The organism is Halomonas halocynthiae DSM 14573, assembly GCF_000425725.1.
Classification (GTDB): Bacteria; Pseudomonadota; Gammaproteobacteria; order Pseudomonadales; family Halomonadaceae; genus Halomonas; species Halomonas halocynthiae.
On record NZ_KE384439.1, the window covers coordinates 194,652 to 213,418 of the forward strand.

An 18,767-nucleotide genomic window follows, 5' to 3' on the forward strand; every position below is an offset into this window, starting at 1 on the left:
CTTAGGCGGCGCCATCGCCGGGAGGTAGCTGGCGCTCTATGGCAGCCAGTAATCCGCGCAGTAATGAGAGTTCTTTACGCGTTGGCTGAGCGCGGGAAAAGATGGCCTGAAGATGCTCTTCGGTACGTGTATGGGGCTGGATAACAAAGCCACTGGCATGCATGACTCGGCCTAGGTGTTGGTGGAAGTGATCAAGCTGCTCTCTGGTAGGCATGGGGAGAGGAGAGGGTGGTGCCGTCTGGGCGTTCTGCCTACGCCGAGACGCCTGGTGTAGCTCATAGGCCAGCACCTGAACAGCTTGAGACAGGTTCAGAATACCGTAGTCTGGGTTAGCGGGAATGCTAATCTGATGACTGCAGCAGTTAATTTCTTCTTTGCTCAGGCCTGAGCGTTCGCGGCCAAAGACAAGAGCAACGGGGCCGTTGGTGGTTTGAGCGACAATGTCTTTTGCCATCTCAGCGGGCTCATCATAGTGCGGCAGTGGCAGGCTTCTGAGTCTGGCGCTGGCACCTACGACTTGAACGCAATCAGATACCGCTTTTTTCAAACTGTCGGTAATACGTGCCGTATTAATGATGTCTTGTGCACCTGCCGCTAGGCGGGTGGCTTCTGGGTCAGGAAAGCAGCGCGGGTTGACGAGCACCAGCTCGCTCAAACCCATGGTCTTCATGGCACGGGCAGCAGAGCCAATGTTGCCAGGGTGATAGGTTTGTACGAGAACAATGCGAATATTGGAAAGCATGGACTGAGTCGGCTTCAGCGTTAAGAGGGGCGCTATTCTATGGGGTGAGGGTAGGCGCTTGCAAAATGAAAAGCCCCTGCCGAAAAAATCGACAGGGGCTGACTTGCTGCTGCTCAGGCGTAGAGCCTGGTAGCGGGGTGTGCGGTGCCGCTTACATCATGCCGCCCATGCCACCCATACCGCCCATTCCACCCATACCGCCCATGTCGCCACCGGCGGCATCTTTCTCACTCGGATCGTCGGCGATCATGCACTCAGTAGTGATCATCAGGCCAGCGATGGAGCCAGCAGACTGCAGTGCGCTGCGAGTCACCTTGGCGGGGTCGAGAACACCCATGTCAAACAGGTCGCCATACTCACCGGTTTGGGCGTTGTAGCCGTAGTTGCCTTCGCCGGCTTTAACATTGTTAAGGATGACGGAGGCTTCTTGACCCGCATTGGTCACAATCTGGCGCAGTGGTGCTTCCATGGCACGCATGGCGATGGTGATGCCATGGGTCTGGTCTTGGTTGTTGCCCTGAAGGTCAGCAATCTTGCTCAGCACACGCACCAGAGCGGTACCGCCACCAGGCACGACACCTTCTTCAACCGCTGCGCGGGTTGAGTGTAGTGCATCTTCAACGCGTGCTTTCTTCTCTTTCATTTCTACTTCAGTTGCGGCACCAACACGGATAACGGCAACACCGCCGGCCAGCTTGGCAACACGCTCTTGCAGCTTCTCGCGATCGTAATCAGAGGATGTATCTTCGATCTGAGCACGGATCTGGTTAACGCGAGCTTCGATGTCGCCATCGTTACCGGCACCATCGATGATGGTGGTGTTTTCTTTGGACATGGTGACGCGCTTGGCGGTGCCCAGGTGGTCCAGAGTGGCTTGCTCGAGGTTCAGGCCCACTTCTTCGGAGATTACGGTGCCGCCAGTGAGGATGGCAATATCCTGAAGCATGGCCTTACGACGGTCGCCAAAGCCCGGTGCCTTGGCAGCAGACACTTTAACGATACCGCGCATGGTGTTGACAACCAGAGTTGCCAGCGCTTCGCCTTCGATGTCTTCAGCAATGATGACCAGAGGCTTGCCGGCTTTTGCTACGCCTTCCAGAATTGGCAGAAGCTCACGGATGTTGGAGACTTTCTTATCGACCAACAGCAGGTAAGGTTCTTCCACCTCAACCGTCATGGCGTCTTGGTTAGTCACGAAGTAGGGTGACAGGTAGCCACGGTCGAACTGCATACCTTCAACAACGTCCAGCTCGTCTTCAAAGCCACGGCCTTCATCAACAGTGATGACGCCTTCTTTGCCGACTTTTTCCATGGCTTCAGCGATGATCTCGCCGATGCGGCTATCGCCGTTAGCAGAGATGGTGCCAACCTGAGCGATAGAGACAGAGTCGGTGCAGGGAACGGCCAGCGCTTGAACTTCTTTGACAGCAGCAATCACGGCCTGGTCGATGCCGCGCTTGAGGTCCATCGGGTTCATGCCAGCGGTAACTGCCTTGAGGCCTTCATTGACGATGGCCTGGGCCAGAACGGTTGCCGTTGTGGTGCCGTCACCGGCGACGTCAGAGGTCTTGGAAGCAACTTCCTTGACCATCTGAGCACCCATATTTTCAAACGGGTCTTTGAGTTCAATTTCTTTGGCGACAGACACACCGTCTTTGGTTACGGTCGGAGCACCAAACGATTTTTCCAATACCACATTACGGCCTTTCGGGCCCAATGTGGCTTTTACGGCATTCGCCAGAGTGTCAACACCGCGAGCCATGCGGTTGCGAGCATCATTTGAGAACTTGACTTGTTTCGCTGTCATTTTCTGTTGCTTCCTATGAGTTCGTGAACGTCAGATATTTGGGCAATATTGAGAAAGAAACCCGCTTAGCCTTCGACGATGGCTAAGATGTCGGACTCGCTCATGATCAGCACTTCTTCGCCGTCAATTTTCTCTTTTTCGACACCGTAACCATCTTTGAAAATCACGGTATTACCGACCTTGACGTCAAGCGGGCGAACTTCACCGCTTTCAAGAATCCGGCCGTTACCAACGGCGAGGACTTCGCCCCGTGTCGGCTTTTCCTGGGCGCTGCCCGGGAGCACGATGCCACCTGCAGTAGTCTGTTCTTCTTCGACGCGACGGATGATGACGCGATCGTGCAAGGGACGGATGTTCATTGCTCACGTTCTCCTGATTGATTGTGTCTGCCGGGTTAGTTGACCGCGGCATTATCGAACATTATCCCGCAGATAAATCCTGCTCTGCGGGTGAAGACGACAAGCGCCTTCCGTGGGATTGACTCCATTGCCGGAGTCGAAACTGATTGCTGGTTGTTGACATGGGGCTTATCAGATAGCTTTCAAGGCATTGACAGATTATTTTTACGGCAATTTTCTTGCCGCTGTTAGCTGCGCCGCTCGCCACGGGCAATAAACTCACCTTCCAAAGGGGCTCCTTGGTGGTTCTGCTTATTGGCTGTATGCCAACCGCTGTCATCGCTTGGATGCCAACCCTCGGTTTGCTGAGGCCCACTATGGGTATAGGTGGCAGTGACACTTCTCAGGCTCATCCCCAGGCGGGAAAGCGCTTTACCCAGCAGGCGGCGGCCATCGGGAATCAGGCACATGAACCCTAATGCGTCTGAAAGAAACCCCGGTGCCATCAATAGCGCGCCTCCAAACACTAGTGCTGCTCCACTGAGCAGTTCTTCAGCGGGCATTTCTCCTCGTTCAAGCCGCTGCCGAGCGCGCGCGAAAGTCATAATACCTTCGCGCCGGATTAGGTGCAGGCCCAGCATGCCAGTGCTGATCACCAAGATCAGTGTCAGCAGTAACCCGATATGGCTGCCGATTGAAAACAATAAGATAAAGTCCAGCAAGGTAAAAATGCTGATGAAAATTACTAAGGGCATGGTGTCTCCACTGTATGCGTTATTTGGTTGATGGGGGTGTTGGAGGATAAATTCAAGCGTTAGAGAGGTGTTTTTAAATTATTGTTAAATAGTGATTTTTTAAATTCTTCTTGCTGGCTTTGCCGTGGCGCGATGGCTTTTTAGCGGTTTTTGTTTGACGCATCTTGTGCGGTGCAGCATGAGGCGTAGTATGCAAATTGGCTAACAACGTTTTTGCTGCGAGCCTCATGGTGGGGCCTTCGAGTGACCAAGTGTCTTAAATGCTGATCTGGGAGCGACTATGGAACTGAACAATAGCGTTATTGTGATTACTGGAGCGGGGCGTGGCCTGGGGCTGGAAATGGCTGAGCACATGGGGCGCGAGGGTGCGCGTATCGCGCTGTTGGACTGTGATGTCGCCGCTCTGGATAGTGCTGTGGCGATGCTGAATGAAAAAGGCATCAGTGCAAAAAACTTTGCAGTAGATGTGTCAGATGAGCTCTCAGTGACGCAGGCCTTTAATGCGGTTGAAACCACGATGGGACCGCTGGATGGTTTGGTTAACAATGCCGGCATTGTGCGTGATGGCCTATTGGTGAAAGCGAAAGACGGTGAGGTCGTCGACCGCATGTCACTGTCAAGCTGGCAGCAGGTTATTGATATTAATCTTACGGGAGTTTTTTTATGTGGCCGAGAGGCTGCAACACGTATGATTACAGCGGGTCGTCAAGGCGTTATTGTTAATATTTCAAGCATTTCTCGTGCTGGCAATCAGGGGCAAAGCAATTACTCCGCAGCTAAAGCGGGTGTGGCTGCGCTAACGGTGACCTGGGCCGGTGAATTGGCTCGTTATGGTATTCGTGTAGGCGCTGTTGCGCCGGGGTTTGTTGAAACAGAGATGACGGCCTCTATTCGTGAGGACATGTTGAATCGGATTACCGCAGGTATTCCACTGCGTCGTTTGGGGCAGCCGAGCGATATTGCGCAAAGTGTCTCTTATATCTTTACCAACGACTATTTTACTGGTCGGGTGGTTGAGTGTGATGGTGGGCTAAGGCTTTGATTGCTTTGTGTAGTAGCCTGTAAGCGATGTACAAGCATGCGCCGGTCCTAAGCTAGCTGGTGGCCAAAGGACAGGCGCATCTGTTATCAAGCGTGTTGGTTGCATTGCGTTAAAGAGCGCTTAAAAGCTGATGTGGTCCTCAACCTTTGAAGCAATCGCCTCGCCAATTCCCTTAACCCGAGTCAGATCCTCTGCCGACTCAAAAGGTCCATTGCTTTCACGGTCCCTGATGATCTCGGCTGCTTTAGCACTTCCAATGCCCGGCAGCTCAGCTAGTTGCTCAGTATTCGCAGTATTAACATTAGTTTTCTCTGGGTCGGCGGCGAGTGTCGGCGTTGCCATGCCCAGTATCAGTAGCAAAAGGGCAAGGCGGCTGTAGCGCGCAATATGTTGTTTTATCATCCTTGACTCCTATCCTTGGTCAAATCCTGCCTGCATCCTTGATTGCTGATGCTTTCTGTGGGTCTTGCACTTGTTAAAGTAGACGTAAAATCGTTGACGGGGAGGTTTTTTAGTCAACGGTGTGGGGACTGGGTTAATGACGGGGCGTCGGCTGATATACTTGCTGACGTTGCTGTTACTTGCTTGGAGTGTCCTGTGTCTACCTTACTACCTATGTCATCCCCTCTGATTATTGCTCTTGATTACCCCTCCATGGATGCTGCTCTGTGCATGGCTGATCGGTTGGACCCGCAGCGCTGCCGTTTAAAGGTGGGTAAAGAGCTGTTTACTCGTAGCGGGCCTGCGGTGATTGATGCGCTACACGGGCGCGGGTTTGAGCTGTTTCTGGATCTTAAATTTCATGATATTCCCAATACGGTCGCTGGCGCTGTACAAGCTGCGGCTGAGCAAGGCGTATGGATGGTTAATGTGCACGCTGGCGGCGGTCGCCGCATGATGGAAGCGGCTAGAGAGCGGCTAGATGCACAGCGTTTTTCGACTCAGTTGATCGCGGTGACAGTGCTTACCAGTATGGAAGATCAGGACCTTCACGATATTGGTATAGAGGTGCCGGTGGCAACGCAAGTAGAGCGGCTGGCGCTGCTGGCGCATGAGAGCGGCATGGATGGAGTCGTGTGTTCGGCACACGAGTCGAGTCGATTGGCGGCATTGTGTGGTGACGCGTTTCTTAAGGTGACACCAGGTATTCGCCCGTTGTCAGCACAGCAGGGTGACCAGCGCCGTGTCATGACTCCGGCTCAGGCTAGACAAGCGGGCAGTACGCATTTGGTGGTAGGGCGTCCAATAACCGCAGCGGTTGACCCAATGGCGGCACTGGCGGAGATTGAGGACGAGTTGACGCTCAGCGCACGTTGATCGTTAGGTTGCCTGGCTGACTATTCCCCATCAATGCCGGTAATGGGTTTGGTTGTGCCCCAGGTTCTACAGCTGGGGCATTGCCAGTGGAGGTGCTCTCCACTGTAGCCGCAGCGTTGACAGCGGTGTCGTGGAAGGGCGCTGAGTAGCTCTTGAGTGTGCTGCTGAAGCAATTTGATACGCGCATCTTGACTGTAGAGGCTCTCACCTACGTTTTGGCTGTTAGCGGGCTCTGGGCTGTTTTGTGGCTCAGTCGCTGCAGGGCGTTGCTGCGATTGCTGATACAGTCCCATCAAATAATCGACTGCGCCTAAACTCGGCTCGCGGCTTAGTTGGCGAGTGACGACGTCAATGGCGGCGTGTGTGTTGCCGTCGCGATGATGAAGTGTGTCAGCGAGTTTAATAATGATGCTGGTATAGGGAGCATATTCAAGTAGCTGTTCAAGGCAGTCGATCAGGCTGTCATCGTCATCCAGCATGCGATGGGCTTGGCAAAGCGGGTCAAGCATGGTTGGAATAAAGGTTTTGTCCTGCTCGGGAATACGCATAATCAGGCGTATCGCTTCACGGTAATGCCTATGATGGTAAGCAATGTCTGCCAGCAAAAGATTCGCGCGTACGCAGGCAGGGTGCATTGCTAACGCCTGCTTGAGGTGGCGCTTGGCTAACGCTGGACTGGCATTATGATGTGAGAGAACAGCCAGTTCACACAGCCAGTGGGCGGCAGCTCGACGAAGGTCGTCGCTGTGCTGAATCAGATGAGGCTGAGCAATATCTAATGCGCCCTGCCAGTCAGCTTCGCGCTCCAGCAGGTCTGCCAGCAGCAGGCGTGCTGAGTGACGATGCTGGGCATCACTCGCGTCATTGATTAACGGCTGCAGTAGGCGTTCAGCGCGGTCATGTAAGCCGAGGTTGAGGAAATCTCGGGACAATTCCAGCTGAATTCTTTCGTCCTGGCTGGCGCTCAAGGTGGGGCGAGCCAGTAGGTTCTGGTGAATTCTGACTGCCCGATCCGCCTCGCCTCTGGCGCGAAAGAGATTGCCTAGAGCAATATGTGTTTCGATAGTGTCGCTGTTGACTTCAAGAGCGCCGATAAAGGTCTCGATCGCCCGGTCCTGCTCGTCATTAAGTAAAAAATTTAGGCCCACAAAATAATCGCGGGCCAGCGCAGGCGCGGGGCGAGGTCGTGACGATGATTCGCGGCGGCCCAGCACCCAGCCAATTGCGACCGCTGCCACTAACAGGGCCAGTAGCAGAGTGTCGCTCATTTAGGGGAGTTCCTTCATCTCCTGGATGCGGAGCTTGTCGAGTTCTTTGCGCTGTTGTTGGTTATGACGCTGGGCGCGGGTTAGCAGGGCGCGCAGGCGGAAGTAAACACCTGACATGGCTAACATGCCCAGTATTACGCCGGCCGCAAGGGAAGCCAGTAACCAGAAGGACAAGGTTGCCGAGGGCAGCTCAATCCAGATCAGGTTGAGGGGTAGTGTTTGCTGATTGTTGACGGCAAACAGAATACCAACCAACAAAACGATCAGCAGGATGATGGCCAGAATTAGGCCTTTAAGCCAGCGCATGCGCGTGTTCCCATATGAAGTGAAAATGGTGTTTTGCTTTGTGACTCAATAGCCTAAAGCACGGCTGGCATCGACCTGCTCACGCAGTTCTTTACCAGGCTTGAAGTGTGGCACATGTTTGCCTTCCAGCACGACAGATTCGCCCGTTTTCGGGTTGCGGCCTGTTCTAGGCGCCCGATAGTGTAACGAGAAACTGCCAAAGCCACGTATTTCCACGCGCCCACCTGAAGAGAGTGCGTGGCTAATATCATCCAGAATCATGCGGACGGCTGCTTCAACATCCTTGACGGACAGCTCGGGCTGTTTCATGGCTATTTGTTCTATCAACTCAGATCTGGTCATTGGTTCCCTCCATACGCCAAGCCAAATAGGGGCGTTAGCTTGCCTTTCTTCGTTGAACTGCTCTGTAGTGTGAAAGCATACTGCTCAATTCCCGAGAAAACAACGCAGTACAACCAATGCAGTAGGCTTGCGTTGTCGCTGCCGCGTGGCTGGCGACTCAGGTATACTCAGATAACACTTTCCAGCGACGACGAGGCCACCTTGAGTAACGTGATTTCACCGCAAACAGCACAGCGTAAACGACTCTATTGGCATTGCCGCCGTGGCATGTGGGAGTTGGATTTACTGCTGGTGCCCTTTCTTGAGCAACGTTACGCTCAGCTTGATGAAAAAGATCAAGCGCTGTTCCGTGCTTTGATTGATGAAGAAGACCAAGATCTGTTTGTTTGGCTGATGCGTCGCGAATGGCCGACCAATCCCGAGTGGCAGCGTATCGTAAAGATGATAGTGGAGCATGCAGAATCCATCGATACAGATAACTTTAGTCGCCTCTAAGCAGGCGTTTGGTGTGCATGTATTAGTGGGGCTTGCCGTAGCGTTGCTAGCACACATTATTGCCAGTGTTTGGCTGGCTTTGCCGATGACAGTGGTCTTGGCGCGCTTGGTCTGGCGCTCGCGCCGAGGACTATTGGGGCAGCTGCACTGGGTGTCGCAGCAGCAGCCTGCACAGTGGTGCTGGCGAGAAGAACCCAGTGACAGCTGGCGTACAGTGGTTCTGACGTGTGACTACCTGGGCCCATGGCTGATTGGCCTGAAACTGGATGGTCGTCGGCTATGGGTATGGCCTGATAGTTGCGACGCAGTGTCGCATCGTTTGTTAAGGCGAGCGTTGGTGCGCCTTCCGTGATATCTCTGGTGCGCTATAGTTGCCTGAGGGGTGATTCAATACTCTTTCAGCACGGGCTTCAATGCATTGCTAGTTGGGCTGCCTGTTGTGTTGAGCCGAATGCGTGAAGGCTTCGCGAACTCTGCGTGTCGCTCAGGGGTGTCTGGACTGTAATGCAGTCCGCGAGACTCTTGTCTGGCGGAGGCGCAGGCAACGCTGAGCTGAGCTAGACGTATTGCTTGTGTCAATCTGACAAGCTTGAGCGACACGGTTGAGCTGAGCGTGCCGGTATCGGTGTTTCGGTGTATTTCTGCCATTAGGGTGTCAAGCGCATGTTCTGCTTCGCGTAGCCCTGTATTGCTGCGTACTATCGCAACTTGGCGGCTCATAATGTCTTTTACTTGTTGGTGCTGCGAAGCAATCTGCTGAGGTGGCAATTTGCTGGTGGCAACGGGGCGTTCATTGATAGCGGCTGATGAGGCCTGGGTTGGGTGTTTCACTAAGCGGGCGGCGCAGCTTGTGGCAAACACTAGGCACTCAAGCAGTGAGTTGCTGGCCATGCGATTAGCACCATGCAGTCCTGTACAGGCGACTTCACCGATGGCTGAAAGCCCGGTGACATTGGTTGCACCAGCCAAATCAGTGTAAATGCCTCCGCAGCTATAGTGGGCGGCTGGGACAACGGGAATGGGTGAATGCGTAATATCCAGGTCGCGGGTGAGGCAGTGTGCGTAAATAGTAGGAAAGTGCTGCTGAATGGCCTTGCTGCCTAGATGGCGAACATCCAGCAACACATAGTCGCTTTTGGTGCGCTGCATTTCGGCATCAATGGCTCTAGCCACAATGTCGCGTGGCGCTAGTTCGGCGCGTGAGTCCACGGCTGGCATGAAGCGCTTGCCATCCGTGCCGATGAGCTTTCCGCCTTCGCCTCGTACGGCCTCGCTGATCAGAAAAGGGGGGCCGTCGGGGTCATAAAAGCATGTGGGATGAAACTGTTGAAACTCTAAGTTCATCAGCTCGGCGCCCAGTTCGGCGGCCATGATCATGCCGTCACCAGTCGCCGGGTGCGGGCTGGTTGTGTGCTTGTAAAGACCGCTGGCCCCTCCAGTCGCCAATATGGTATCAGTGGCCAGCAGTTGGTGGGTCTGGCCGAGACCATCAAGGCAGAGTGCGCCTCGGCACTGCCCGTTGGCGTCATTGAGCAGCTCGATGACCGTCAGGTCATGGCGCAGAGTGATGCCAGGATGCGCCAGAGTGTGCTGCATCAGGGTATCGGTTACGGCACGGCCGGTCGCGTCGTCAGCATGGATGATACGGCGCCGGCCATGGCCACCTTCCTGGGTCAGGTGATAGGGGTAGCTGGCTGAGGAGTTTGTGTCGCGCGTGAAAGGCACCCCCAGTGACAGCAGCCATTCAATTGCCTGTGGTCCGTGTTCCACCGTGAAGCGCACAGCAGGCTGATAACATAAGCCATCGCCGGCAGTTAGGGTGTCGCTCACATGGTCTTCAACGCAATCGGCGGGTGAGAGAGTTGCTGCAATGCCCCCTTGAGCCCAGCTGCTGGCGCCTCTGGTGCTGCTCTCTGGCTGTAGCACAGTTACCGCTCGGTGGTCAGCAACTTGCAATGCCAGGCTTAGACCAGCGACACCGCCGCCGATAATCAGTACCTCATGCTGGGGGTGAGTCATCGGGCTTCCTGGGCGTTTGGGGGTGAGTTGTTGAGTCTGCTGGAGGCGTGAGCCCATGATGTTTGGCGCGTCGCCTCAGGCGCTGGCTAGGTAAGTGCTCTAGGCCGCCAAGTTGGTCGCGCAGCTCGCGTGACAGGCGTGCTAACTCTCGGTTGAGCCATAAATAACCGGCTGGGCTGAATAGTTGGCGGCCACTCTCCGCGCAAGCTGTCATGGCAAGCTCAGCATGATGGTCTAGCGTGAAAGGCGAAATGAGTACGTCGATTGATTGGCCGGCACGTATCTGAAATGCCAAGGTGCCAATTTCTTTGGCTAGCATATGCTGCTGGTGACGTAGCCCTTGCATTGCACTGATCTGGTCATGGCCTGCACGGCTGTTCCAATGAGTTTCCAGCAGCAGCTCGATGGTTGACAGCATGCGGCGCTGAAGAGAAATGATGTCGTCTGTCTCGCGCCGAGTTAGGCGACGCTCACGGTGTACACCTTCGATGAGTGCGCGTTGTTTGATGAGCCGTTCGGTGCAGTCTTTGAACAGTTCTTGGGTTTCGCCACCTGGTGCGGCGGTTGATGAGGCGTGAGCCTGATATAGCTTGGCCATTTGGTCTAGATTGTCGGCCAGGCCAAAGCGCATCAGATCAGTCGACTTCTGTGGCATGACTAAGACGGTCGCAAGGATGCCAATGCTGGTGCCGAGCAGAACATTGGCACTGCGCCACAAAGCAACAGATAGGTCTTGGTTGCCATCACCAATGACTAGCAGTAGAGAGATAGCAAACATCAGGGCGCCGTAGCCGTAGCGTTTGTTATAACTAAACCACAAGGCGAGCAGCGTACCGATGAGTGCGCTAAGTGGTAGTAACGCCGGTATATCGAGAGGCAGGATAATCATGGTTAGCCCGAATAGGGCGCCTGCTATGCTGCCAAAAAGCCGTTGTCGTCCTTTGTCTAGCACTCCGCCAATATGCGGAAGATTTCCCATGACCATCACGGTGCTAACCAGTGCCCAGCTACTGCTGGGAAGGTGTAGCCATGAGGTGAGAGCGTAGGTGCAACAGAGCGCTAGAGCAACCCGCAAGACGTAGAATATCTGCGGATAGCGTTGGCTGATATAAGGATCGCGTAGACGCGAAAGCATCATCAATCGTTGTTTCCGAAGTGCCAGAAGCTGACAATAGTAATGCTGTTGGTGCCCGGAGCCGGACTTGAACCGGCACGGTGTTGCCACCGAGGGATTTTAAATCCCTTGCGTCTACCTATTTCGCCATCCGGGCGGGATGCTGTTCAACGGGAGCCTGAAAAGAAAAGATTGGAGGCTGGAGTCGGAATCGAACCGGCGTACACGGAGTTGCAGTCCGCTGCATGACCACTCTGCCATCCAGCCTCATGGATTCAATCCATGCTGAGTCAGGAGTGCCATTTACGTAAAAAATAAATGGAGCGGGAAACGAGATTCGAACTCGCGACCCCAACCTTGGCAAGGTTGTGCTCTACCACTGAGCTATTCCCGCCTGACTCGAAAGCGCATTCTACCGATAAGCTGGTGTCTGTCAACCATTTTTGGCAACATCTTGATTGTTCAGGCTTTCACAGAGAGGTCGCGTTGTTAGAGTTTGCCACGCTCGACATTACATCGCGCGTGACAAGTGTGGCCAGGCTGCGCGCAGATACTGAATCATTGACCATAAGGTCAGCAGAGCCGCCACGTACAGTGTGGCGACTCCCAGCTGGGCGTAAAATGAGCCGGGCGTGAAGGCCAGCAAGATCAGCAGCGCTATCATCTGTAGGGTGGTTTTTAGTTTACCGATCCATGATACGGCCACTGAGCCGCGGTTACCCATCTCGGCCATCCATTCGCGAAGTGCGGAAATAACGATTTCACGGCCGATGATAACCAGTGCAGGTAGAGTCAGCCACATAGCATCGTAGCGCTCAATCAGTAATGCCAGTGCGACCACTACCATCAGCTTGTCAGCGACTGGGTCGAGGAAAGCGCCAAAAGGCGTGGACTGATCCCAGCGGCGGGCGAGGTAACCGTCTAGCCAGTCGGTAATTGAAGCCGCCGCAAAAAGCCCAGCAACTACCGGCATGCTCCAGCTGAACGGTAAGTAGAATAGCACGACCAGCAGCGGGATAAACGCGATACGGGCCAAGGTCAGCAGGTTGGGAATATTCATCGGGACTGCGATCCTTGCATCAAAGGGTGGGCCGAGGATGGACTATTCTATCTGCCTTGAGCAATCTCATCCATGTAAGCCGCGATGAATTGTTTCGGCAAGCTTAGCGCTAATGCCAGGAACGCGTGCGAGTTCCTCACGGCTGGCCTGTTGTACGCCTTGTAATCCGCCAAAAAAACGCAGTAGTTCGCGTCGACGCCGTGGGCCGACACCAGGAATTTCCTGCAATGTTGACGTGCGCCTGGTTTTATCGCGTTTTGCGCGGTGCCCGCTGATAGCAAAGCGGTGTGATTCGTCGCGTATGTGCTGAAGTAGGTGAAGCGCAGGAGAGTTGGCGTCAAGATCCAGAGTGCGATCGGTGGTTTCAATAAATAACGTTTCCAAGCCTGCTTTGCGCGTGGTGCCTTTCGCCACGCCTAGCAGCAGTATATCGCTGAGGCCCAGTTCTGCCATGACCTCGCGCGCCATGTTCAGTTGCCCTTTACCGCCATCAACAATCAATAGATCGGGTTTTTCTCCCTCCCCGCTAGCTAAATGACGATAGCGGCGGCTTAACGCTTGGCGCATGGCGGCATAGTCGTCGCCAGGTTCAATGCCTTGAATATTGAAGCGTCGGTAGTCAGAGGTGCGAGGCCCTTGCGGGTCAAAAACAACACATGAGGCAACGGTGGCTTCGCCGTGACTATGGCTGATATCGAAACACTCAAGTCGAGCAGGGGCCGCAGGTAGTTCCAGCGCAGTGCGCAGTGCTTCGAAGCGCTGTTGCAGTTGATCCTGATTGGCTAGCTGGCCAGCCAGCTGCTGCTCAGCATTGGTGCGAGCCAGTTCGCGCCATTTGGCTCGGTGCCCGCGAACCTGGTGGATCAGACGGGTGCGACGACCAGCACGCTCGCTCAATGCGCCCGCCAATAGCTGGGCTTCAGGCAGTGGGTGGCTGGTAATGATGTCGCTGGGTATTTCGTGTGTTTGGCCAAGATAAAACTGGCTGATAAAATTGCCTAGTAGGGTATCAATATCCAGGTCCAGGTCGTTGCCGGGCGAGTAGTGGCGAGAGCCAAGTAGCCGCCCTTGACGAATGGTTAGCATGGAAATGCACAGAGCACCGGGACGCTGGGCCAGCGCAAAAACATCGGCATCGCCGTTGTCGGTATCAACCACTTGGCGTTCCTGAAGTTTGCGTAAATGCTGAATCTGGTCGCGTAGCCTTGCGGCTTCTTCAAATTCGAGTTGCTGGCTGGCAGTCTCCATGTCGCGGGTTAGCTCGTCGGTTACGGCCTCACTGCGGCCCTCAAGGCATTGCACGGCATGCTCCACGTCGCGGCGATAATCAGCTTCGCTGATGTAATCAACGCATGGTGCACTACAGCGGCCAATTTGATATTGCAGGCAGGGCCGTGTGCGGTGAGCAAAGACGCTATTCTCACAGTTACGAATACGAAAAATTTTTTGCATCAACGACAGGCTTTCGCGTACCGCGTGGGCGCCTGGGTAAGGGCCAAGGTAGCGGCCATCATCATGGCGTCGCCGTACTCGTTTGTACTCCAGAGCGGGGAACGGGTGGCGGTCGGTGACGAATATGAACGGGTAAGTCTTGTCGTCGCGCAACAGAATGTTATAGGGCGGCCGCAATGTTTTGATCAGCGTCTGCTCTAGCAGTAGCGCCTCGGTTTCCGTATTGGTTATTGTCACCTGGATATCAGCAATGCGTGCGACTAACGCCTGTGTTTTAGCATTCAGGTTGCCACGAAAATAGCTGGCAAGACGCGCTTTGAGGCGGCGAGCTTTGCCAATATATAGGGTGTTGGCTTGGTCATCGAACATCCGGTAGACGCCGGGTGACTCGCTGACGCTGGCCAGGAAATGACGATAATCGAAGCTCATCGGGTCGCTTACCCTACGCTGATCAATAAACGCGCTATTCTAACAGAGCCAGAGGGCTGAGCGCAGACCACGGCCGACCATCTGCCGTGCGTGCCGCCATATAATCGTCGCTGAGAGGCAGTTGGGGGTGACTGGGAATAGGCGCAATTCTGCGCTTGACCCGTACTAGGCAGGTAAGTATGATTCATCTCGTTGTTGAGGCGTAAGCGCTTCAAAACGCGTGGGGCCTTAGCTCAGCTGGGAGAGCGCAACACTGGCAGTGTTGAGGTCAGCGGTTCGATCCCGCTAGGCTCCACCAATTGAATTCAAATAAAACGCCCGATGTCTACTTAAGATATCGGGCGTTTTTATGTTTGCAGATATTGTATTGATACGCCAGAAAGCGACAGAGCCAAGCGACGTTGGCTCTTGTCAGCTTGGCTCTTGGTCGCCTGGGTCAGTAACCTTGTTCTGAGTCACCTAAACTGGCTCGACGATCTACTCGCCTTATTCGTCGATTCGTCCAAGTATCAGAAACTCGATGAGTGCCTTTTGGGCATGTAAGCGATTGCCGGCTTCCTGCCAGACGTCGGCACGTGGGTCGTCGAGCAGCGTTTCACTGATTTCTTCGCCGCGGTGGGCGGGCAGGCAGTGCAGGAACAGTACATCACTTGCAGCCTGGTCGAGCATGGCCTCAGTCACCTGGAAGCCGGCAAAATCAGCGATTCGCTTGGCTTGCTCCTCTTCCTGCCCCATAGACGCCCAGACATCGGTGGTGATCAGATTGGCCCCAGCGGCCGCCTGCATTGGGTCGCGATAGAGCGTTACCCGGTCGCCAGCTACTGCCATGATGTCTTCACGTGGTTCGTAACCTTCCGGGCAGCAAACTCTAAGATTAAAGTCGAACTGGAGGGCGGCGTTAATCCAGGAATGGCACATGTTGTTGCCGTCGCCGATCCATACCGCCGTGCGATCGCGCACGTTGCCACGTAGCTCGGTCCAGGTCATCACATCGGCGAGCAGTTGGCAGGGATGGTAGTCATCGGTTAGCGCATTGATGACTGGCACGCGGCTGGCGGCGGCGAAGTCTTCCAGTCCCTGGTGAGAGAAGGTGCGGATCATTACTGCATCCACCATCTCGGAAAGCACTCGGGCAGTGTCCGCGATTGGTTCGCCACGCCCCAGCTGTGTGTCTTTAGATGACAAAAAGAGCGCATGGCCGCCGAACTGGGTCATCCCTGTTTCAAAGGACACCCGCGTGCGCGTGGAAGATTTTTCAAAAATCATCGCCAACGTGCGGTTGGTGAAGGGCGTATAGGTTGGCCCTTGAGTCAACAGCTTGTTTTTGATGGTGATGGCGCGCTGAATCAGATAGCGTGCTTCTTCCTGGCTCAGGTCGAGTAGGGTAAGGAAGTGCCGGGCGGCCATACGTGGCTCCTCGGAAAAAAACGACTATCCTAGCCAGCTGACAGGGGATGCGCAACGCAGACAGTATCAGTAGAATGACATCAGCTAAAGACTGACTGGCCTGCTGGGTTATTATTTTGTCCTAGTTCAGGCCGCTTTTATTCAGTATCAATGCTGCCACCCTGGCACTCTGACAGAGGATAAACCTGATGAGCACTACTGCAGAAAACATTCAGAAACAGATCAGTGACAACACTATCCTGATCTACATGAAGGGCACACCTCAACTGCCTCAGTGCGGGTTTTCCGCGCAAACTGTTCAGGCGCTGATGGCGTGCGGTGAGCGTTTTGCTTTCGTTAATATCTTAGATAACCCCGATATTCGTAGCGAGTTGCCAAAAATTGCTAATTGGCCGACTTTCCCTCAGTTGTGGGTGGAAGGTGAGTTGGTTGGTGGTTGCGATATTGTGGTGGAAATGCATCAGAGCGGTGAGCTGGAGCCGTTGATTAAACAGGCGTCTGCTCGTGCTCAGGCCGCTGAGCCTGGGGAATCTCCCGAGGCCTGATGCCAGGTTTGCTATAAAACTATTTGTTATAAAACACTATGCCCCACAACCAGGCCGGTTGTGGGGCATAGTTGTGGAGCATAGTGTTTGGCTCTTGGGCTGACTTATTTTAGCTTGGCTTTTACACTCAGTTTTCGTTTTCGTGGTTATCTTCTTCCAGCTGTTGCTCACGCAACGCGAGCTGCCAGCCACCAAGGTCTTTGTAGCGGTTGACTATGGCGCAGAACAGCTCGGCAGTGCGTTCGGTATCGTAGCGGGCCGAGTGTGCCGCGTTGTTATCGAACTCAATCCCCGCCGCACGGCAGGCACGAGCCAGTACGGTTTGGCCGTAGACCAGTCCCGCAAGTGACGCGGTATCAAAGCTTGAAAAGGGGTGGAATGGATTGCGCTTGATACCACAGCGTTCCACGGCGGCATTGAGAAACCCATGGTCGAAGGCGGCATTGTGGCCGACGAGAATCGCCCGCGTGCAGCCCGTTGACTTGAGCGCCTTGCGAATGGGCTTGAAAATATCACCCAGCGCTTTGGCTTCGCAGACTGCCATTTGTTGACGTAGCGGGGCATCGAGTTTAATACCGGTAAAATCGAGCGCAGACTGTTCTATGTTAGCGCCCTCGAAAGGGTCAACGTGAAAGGCATGGGTCTCGTCGGGCATCAAGTTGCCTTCGGGGTCCATGGTCAGGGTCACAGCGGCGATCTCTAGAATGGCGTCTTGTCGGGCATTGAAACCGCCGGTTTCTAGGTCCACCACTACCGGCAGAAAACTGCGAAACCGCTTTGCCATGAGTTCGCGGGTGGCCACTTCGCTCATGCACCTCTCCTTGTTGGGCGTCAGTTGGGCATCAGGTTGATATGATTCAACCGCGAAATTCTAACAGCAAAGGGGGCAAGCGTCCCGCTGTGGTATTCCTGATCGTTGCGTCGCGCTATAATCAGTTGGCATAGATTACCGTGTATTACTTTTACCAAGACGGTTTTCACTGACGTAGTTTTTATTGACGTAGTTTTTATCAACGTAGTTTTTATCAACGTAGTTTGTATCAACGTGGTTTTTATCAACGTAGTGTGTCTCAACATAGCTTTCATCAACAGGAGTGTCTTTGCATGTCCGAGGTCAAGAAGGTCGTACTCGCTTATTCCGGCGGCCTGGATACATCTGTCATTGCTAAATGGCTGCAGGAAACCTACAACTGTGAGGTGGTGACGTTCACCGCTGATATCGGCCAAGGCGAGGAAGTTGAGCCGGCGCGAGCTAAGGCTGAGGCGCTGGGTATCAAGGAAATTTACATTGAAGACCTGCGCGAAGAATTTGTGCGCGATTACGTCTACCCGATGTTCCGTGCCAACACGATTTATGAGGGTGAGTACCTGCTGGGGACGTCTATTGCGCGTCCGTTGATCGCCAAGCGTTTGATCGAAATTGCCAACCAGACGGGTGCCGATGCCATTTCTCATGGTGCTACCGGGAAGGGGAATGATCAGGTGCGCTTTGAGTTGGGTGCTTACGCACTCAAGCCTGGCGTTAAAGTTATTGCGCCGTGGCGTGAGTGGGACCTGAACTCTCGTGAAAAGTTGATGGCTTACTGCGAGCAGCATGATATTCCGGTCGACTTTGCTGGCCAGAAGAAAAAATCGCCGTACTCCATGGACGCCAATTTGCTGCATATCTCTTATGAGGGCGGCATTCTTGAAGACCCCTGGGCCGAGGCCGAAGAAGATATGTGGCGCTGGAGTGTGTCGCCGGAGGCTGCGCCGGAAACGCCCACTTACATCGAGCTGACCTATGAGCGTGGCGATATTGTCGCGATCGATGGAGAGCCGATGAAGCCTCATGAAGTCCTTGAAACGCTCAATACGCTGGGTGGCGACAACGGTATCGGCCGTTTGGATATTGTTGAAAACCGCTATGTGGGCATGAAGTCTCGCGGCTGCTACGAAACTCCTGGTGGCACCATCATGCTGCGTGCCCATCGCGCCATCGAGTCGTTGACGCTGGACCGTGAAGAAGCACACCTGAAAGATGAGCTGATGCCCAAGTACGCTAAGGTCATTTATAACGGCTATTGGTGGAGTCCTGAGCGCCGTATGCTGCAGGCGGCGATCGATGAGACACAGAAAAACGTGTCTGGCGTGGTGCGCATGAAACTCTACAAAGGCAGCGCGACAGTGGTGGGCCGCAAGTCAGAACAATCGTTGTTTGACGAGTCCATTGCTACGTTTGAAGACGACGCTGGCGCTTACGACCAGAAAGATGCCGAAGGCTTTATCAAGCTCAATGCGTTGCGTTTGCGTATCGCTGCTGGCAAGGGGCGTTTGCAGGACTGATGCC

Annotated in this window: 20 protein-coding genes and 4 tRNA genes; 7 read left to right on the top strand and 17 right to left on the bottom strand. The window is 54.3% G+C overall.

The genetic code is table 11. The annotated features are described in order from the left end of the window. Nucleotide 1: 1 nt before the first annotated feature. The 4 genes from H616_RS0106435 to H616_RS0106450 all read right to left on the bottom strand — a co-directional run bounded on the left by H616_RS0106435 (nt 2) and on the right by H616_RS0106450 (nt 3,642). The gene (locus H616_RS0106435) at nt 2-742 is read right to left on the bottom strand and encodes an RNA methyltransferase (RefSeq protein ID WP_027966629.1); all 741 of its coding nucleotides are present in this window, start codon (nt 740-742) and stop codon (nt 2-4) included. Between the two features lie 151 nt (nt 743-893). Next, the gene (gene groL, locus H616_RS0106440; RefSeq protein ID WP_027966630.1) at nt 894-2,549 is read right to left on the bottom strand and encodes a chaperonin GroEL; all 1,656 of its coding nucleotides are present in this window, start codon (nt 2,547-2,549) and stop codon (nt 894-896) included. A 65-nt stretch (nt 2,550-2,614) separates the two neighbouring features. Next, complete coding sequence (locus H616_RS0106445) at nt 2,615-2,908, bottom strand: co-chaperone GroES (protein ID WP_027966631.1); 294 nt, start codon at nt 2,906-2,908, stop codon at nt 2,615-2,617. A gap of 227 nt (nt 2,909-3,135) precedes the next feature. Beyond that, nucleotides 3,136-3,642 (bottom strand): FxsA family protein, encoded by a 507-nt coding sequence (locus tag H616_RS0106450; RefSeq protein ID WP_027966632.1) that lies wholly within the window; start codon nt 3,640-3,642, stop codon nt 3,136-3,138. 280 nt (nt 3,643-3,922) lie between these two features. Between H616_RS0106450 and H616_RS0106455 the strand changes: the two genes are divergently transcribed. Continuing rightward, the gene (locus H616_RS0106455) at nt 3,923-4,684 is read left to right on the top strand and encodes an SDR family oxidoreductase (RefSeq protein WP_027966633.1); all 762 of its coding nucleotides are present in this window, start codon (nt 3,923-3,925) and stop codon (nt 4,682-4,684) included. A gap of 120 nt (nt 4,685-4,804) precedes the next feature. Here the strand turns inward: H616_RS0106455 and H616_RS0106460 are convergent, their stop codons facing one another. Further along, nucleotides 4,805-5,086, bottom strand: coding sequence for a ComEA family DNA-binding protein (locus H616_RS0106460; RefSeq protein ID WP_051234052.1), 282 nt, complete (start codon nt 5,084-5,086; stop codon nt 4,805-4,807). 213 nt (nt 5,087-5,299) lie between these two features. Between H616_RS0106460 and pyrF the strand changes: the two genes are divergently transcribed. Continuing rightward, nucleotides 5,300-6,001 carry an orotidine-5'-phosphate decarboxylase gene (gene pyrF, locus H616_RS0106465; protein ID WP_027966635.1) on the top strand — a complete coding sequence of 234 codons (702 nt, stop codon included), beginning with the start codon at nt 5,300-5,302 and terminating at the stop codon, nt 5,999-6,001. Between the two features lie 20 nt (nt 6,002-6,021). Here the strand turns inward: pyrF and H616_RS0106470 are convergent, their stop codons facing one another. The 3 genes from H616_RS0106470 to H616_RS0106480 are packed head-to-tail and all read right to left on the bottom strand — an operon-like array spanning nt 6,022 to nt 7,917. Next, entirely contained in the window at nt 6,022-7,269 is a 1,248-nt protein-coding gene (locus tag H616_RS0106470; protein ID WP_027966636.1) for a lipopolysaccharide assembly protein LapB, read from the bottom strand. Continuing rightward, nucleotides 7,270-7,575, bottom strand: a complete 306-nt coding sequence (locus tag H616_RS0106475; RefSeq protein WP_027966637.1) for a lipopolysaccharide assembly protein LapA domain-containing protein — start codon at nt 7,573-7,575, stop codon at nt 7,270-7,272. It abuts the gene before it with no gap. A gap of 45 nt (nt 7,576-7,620) precedes the next feature. Further along, on the bottom strand, nt 7,621-7,917 hold the full coding sequence (locus H616_RS0106480) for an integration host factor subunit beta (protein ID WP_027966638.1): 297 nt from the start codon (nt 7,915-7,917) through the stop codon (nt 7,621-7,623). Nucleotides 7,918-8,118: 201 nt separating this feature from the next. Between H616_RS0106480 and H616_RS0106485 the strand changes: the two genes are divergently transcribed. Then, nucleotides 8,119-8,412, top strand: a complete 294-nt coding sequence (locus H616_RS0106485) for an FAD assembly factor SdhE (RefSeq protein ID WP_027966639.1) — start codon at nt 8,119-8,121, stop codon at nt 8,410-8,412. Beyond that, entirely contained in the window at nt 8,372-8,764 is a 393-nt protein-coding gene (locus H616_RS14370) for a hypothetical protein (RefSeq protein WP_156906431.1), read from the top strand. The genes H616_RS0106485 and H616_RS14370 overlap by 41 nt, the downstream gene beginning before the upstream one ends. Nucleotides 8,765-8,799: 35 nt before the next feature. On the opposite strand, the gene nadB is transcribed toward H616_RS14370, so the two are convergent. From nadB to uvrC, 7 genes are all read right to left on the bottom strand, one after another. After that, nucleotides 8,800-10,431 carry an L-aspartate oxidase gene (gene nadB, locus H616_RS0106495; RefSeq protein WP_027966640.1) on the bottom strand — a complete coding sequence of 544 codons (1,632 nt, stop codon included), beginning with the start codon at nt 10,429-10,431 and terminating at the stop codon, nt 8,800-8,802. Further along, nucleotides 10,412-11,569 carry an FUSC family protein gene (locus H616_RS14375; protein WP_084155747.1) on the bottom strand — a complete coding sequence of 386 codons (1,158 nt, stop codon included), beginning with the start codon at nt 11,567-11,569 and terminating at the stop codon, nt 10,412-10,414. Before H616_RS14375 ends, nadB begins: the two co-directional genes overlap by 20 nt. A gap of 46 nt (nt 11,570-11,615) precedes the next feature. Further along, a tRNA-Leu gene (locus H616_RS0106505) sits at nt 11,616-11,702 on the bottom strand. A 36-nt stretch (nt 11,703-11,738) separates the two neighbouring features. Beyond that, nucleotides 11,739-11,812: transfer RNA gene (locus H616_RS0106510), tRNA-Cys, on the bottom strand. 52 nt (nt 11,813-11,864) lie between these two features. Continuing rightward, nucleotides 11,865-11,939 (bottom strand) — tRNA-Gly (locus H616_RS0106515). Nucleotides 11,940-12,056: 117 nt separating this feature from the next. Continuing rightward, nucleotides 12,057-12,605, bottom strand: a complete 549-nt coding sequence (gene pgsA / locus H616_RS0106520) for a CDP-diacylglycerol--glycerol-3-phosphate 3-phosphatidyltransferase (protein WP_027966641.1) — start codon at nt 12,603-12,605, stop codon at nt 12,057-12,059. 66 nt (nt 12,606-12,671) lie between these two features. Next, nucleotides 12,672-14,486, bottom strand: a complete 1,815-nt coding sequence (gene uvrC / locus H616_RS0106525; RefSeq protein ID WP_027966642.1) for an excinuclease ABC subunit UvrC — start codon at nt 14,484-14,486, stop codon at nt 12,672-12,674. Between the two features lie 222 nt (nt 14,487-14,708). On the opposite strand from uvrC, the gene H616_RS0106530 reads away from it, so the two are divergent. Further along, nucleotides 14,709-14,784 (top strand) — tRNA-Ala (locus tag H616_RS0106530). A 188-nt stretch (nt 14,785-14,972) separates the two neighbouring features. On the opposite strand, the gene argF is transcribed toward H616_RS0106530, so the two are convergent. Then, nucleotides 14,973-15,893, bottom strand: a complete 921-nt coding sequence (gene argF / locus H616_RS0106535) for an ornithine carbamoyltransferase (protein WP_027966643.1) — start codon at nt 15,891-15,893, stop codon at nt 14,973-14,975. A 188-nt stretch (nt 15,894-16,081) separates the two neighbouring features. Between argF and grxD the strand changes: the two genes are divergently transcribed. Continuing rightward, nucleotides 16,082-16,438: a Grx4 family monothiol glutaredoxin gene (gene grxD, locus H616_RS0106540; RefSeq protein ID WP_027966644.1), complete on the top strand. Its 357-nt coding sequence runs from the start codon at nt 16,082-16,084 to the stop codon at nt 16,436-16,438. Between the two features lie 127 nt (nt 16,439-16,565). On the opposite strand, the gene rnt is transcribed toward grxD, so the two are convergent. Continuing rightward, a complete protein-coding gene (gene rnt, locus H616_RS0106545; protein ID WP_027966645.1) occupies nt 16,566-17,249 on the bottom strand; it encodes a ribonuclease T in 684 nt (227 codons plus the stop codon). Nucleotides 17,250-17,542: 293 nt separating this feature from the next. Between rnt and H616_RS0106550 the strand changes: the two genes are divergently transcribed. Further along, a complete protein-coding gene (locus tag H616_RS0106550; protein WP_027966646.1) occupies nt 17,543-18,763 on the top strand; it encodes an argininosuccinate synthase in 1,221 nt (406 codons plus the stop codon). Nucleotides 18,764-18,767: the final 4 nt, after the last annotated feature.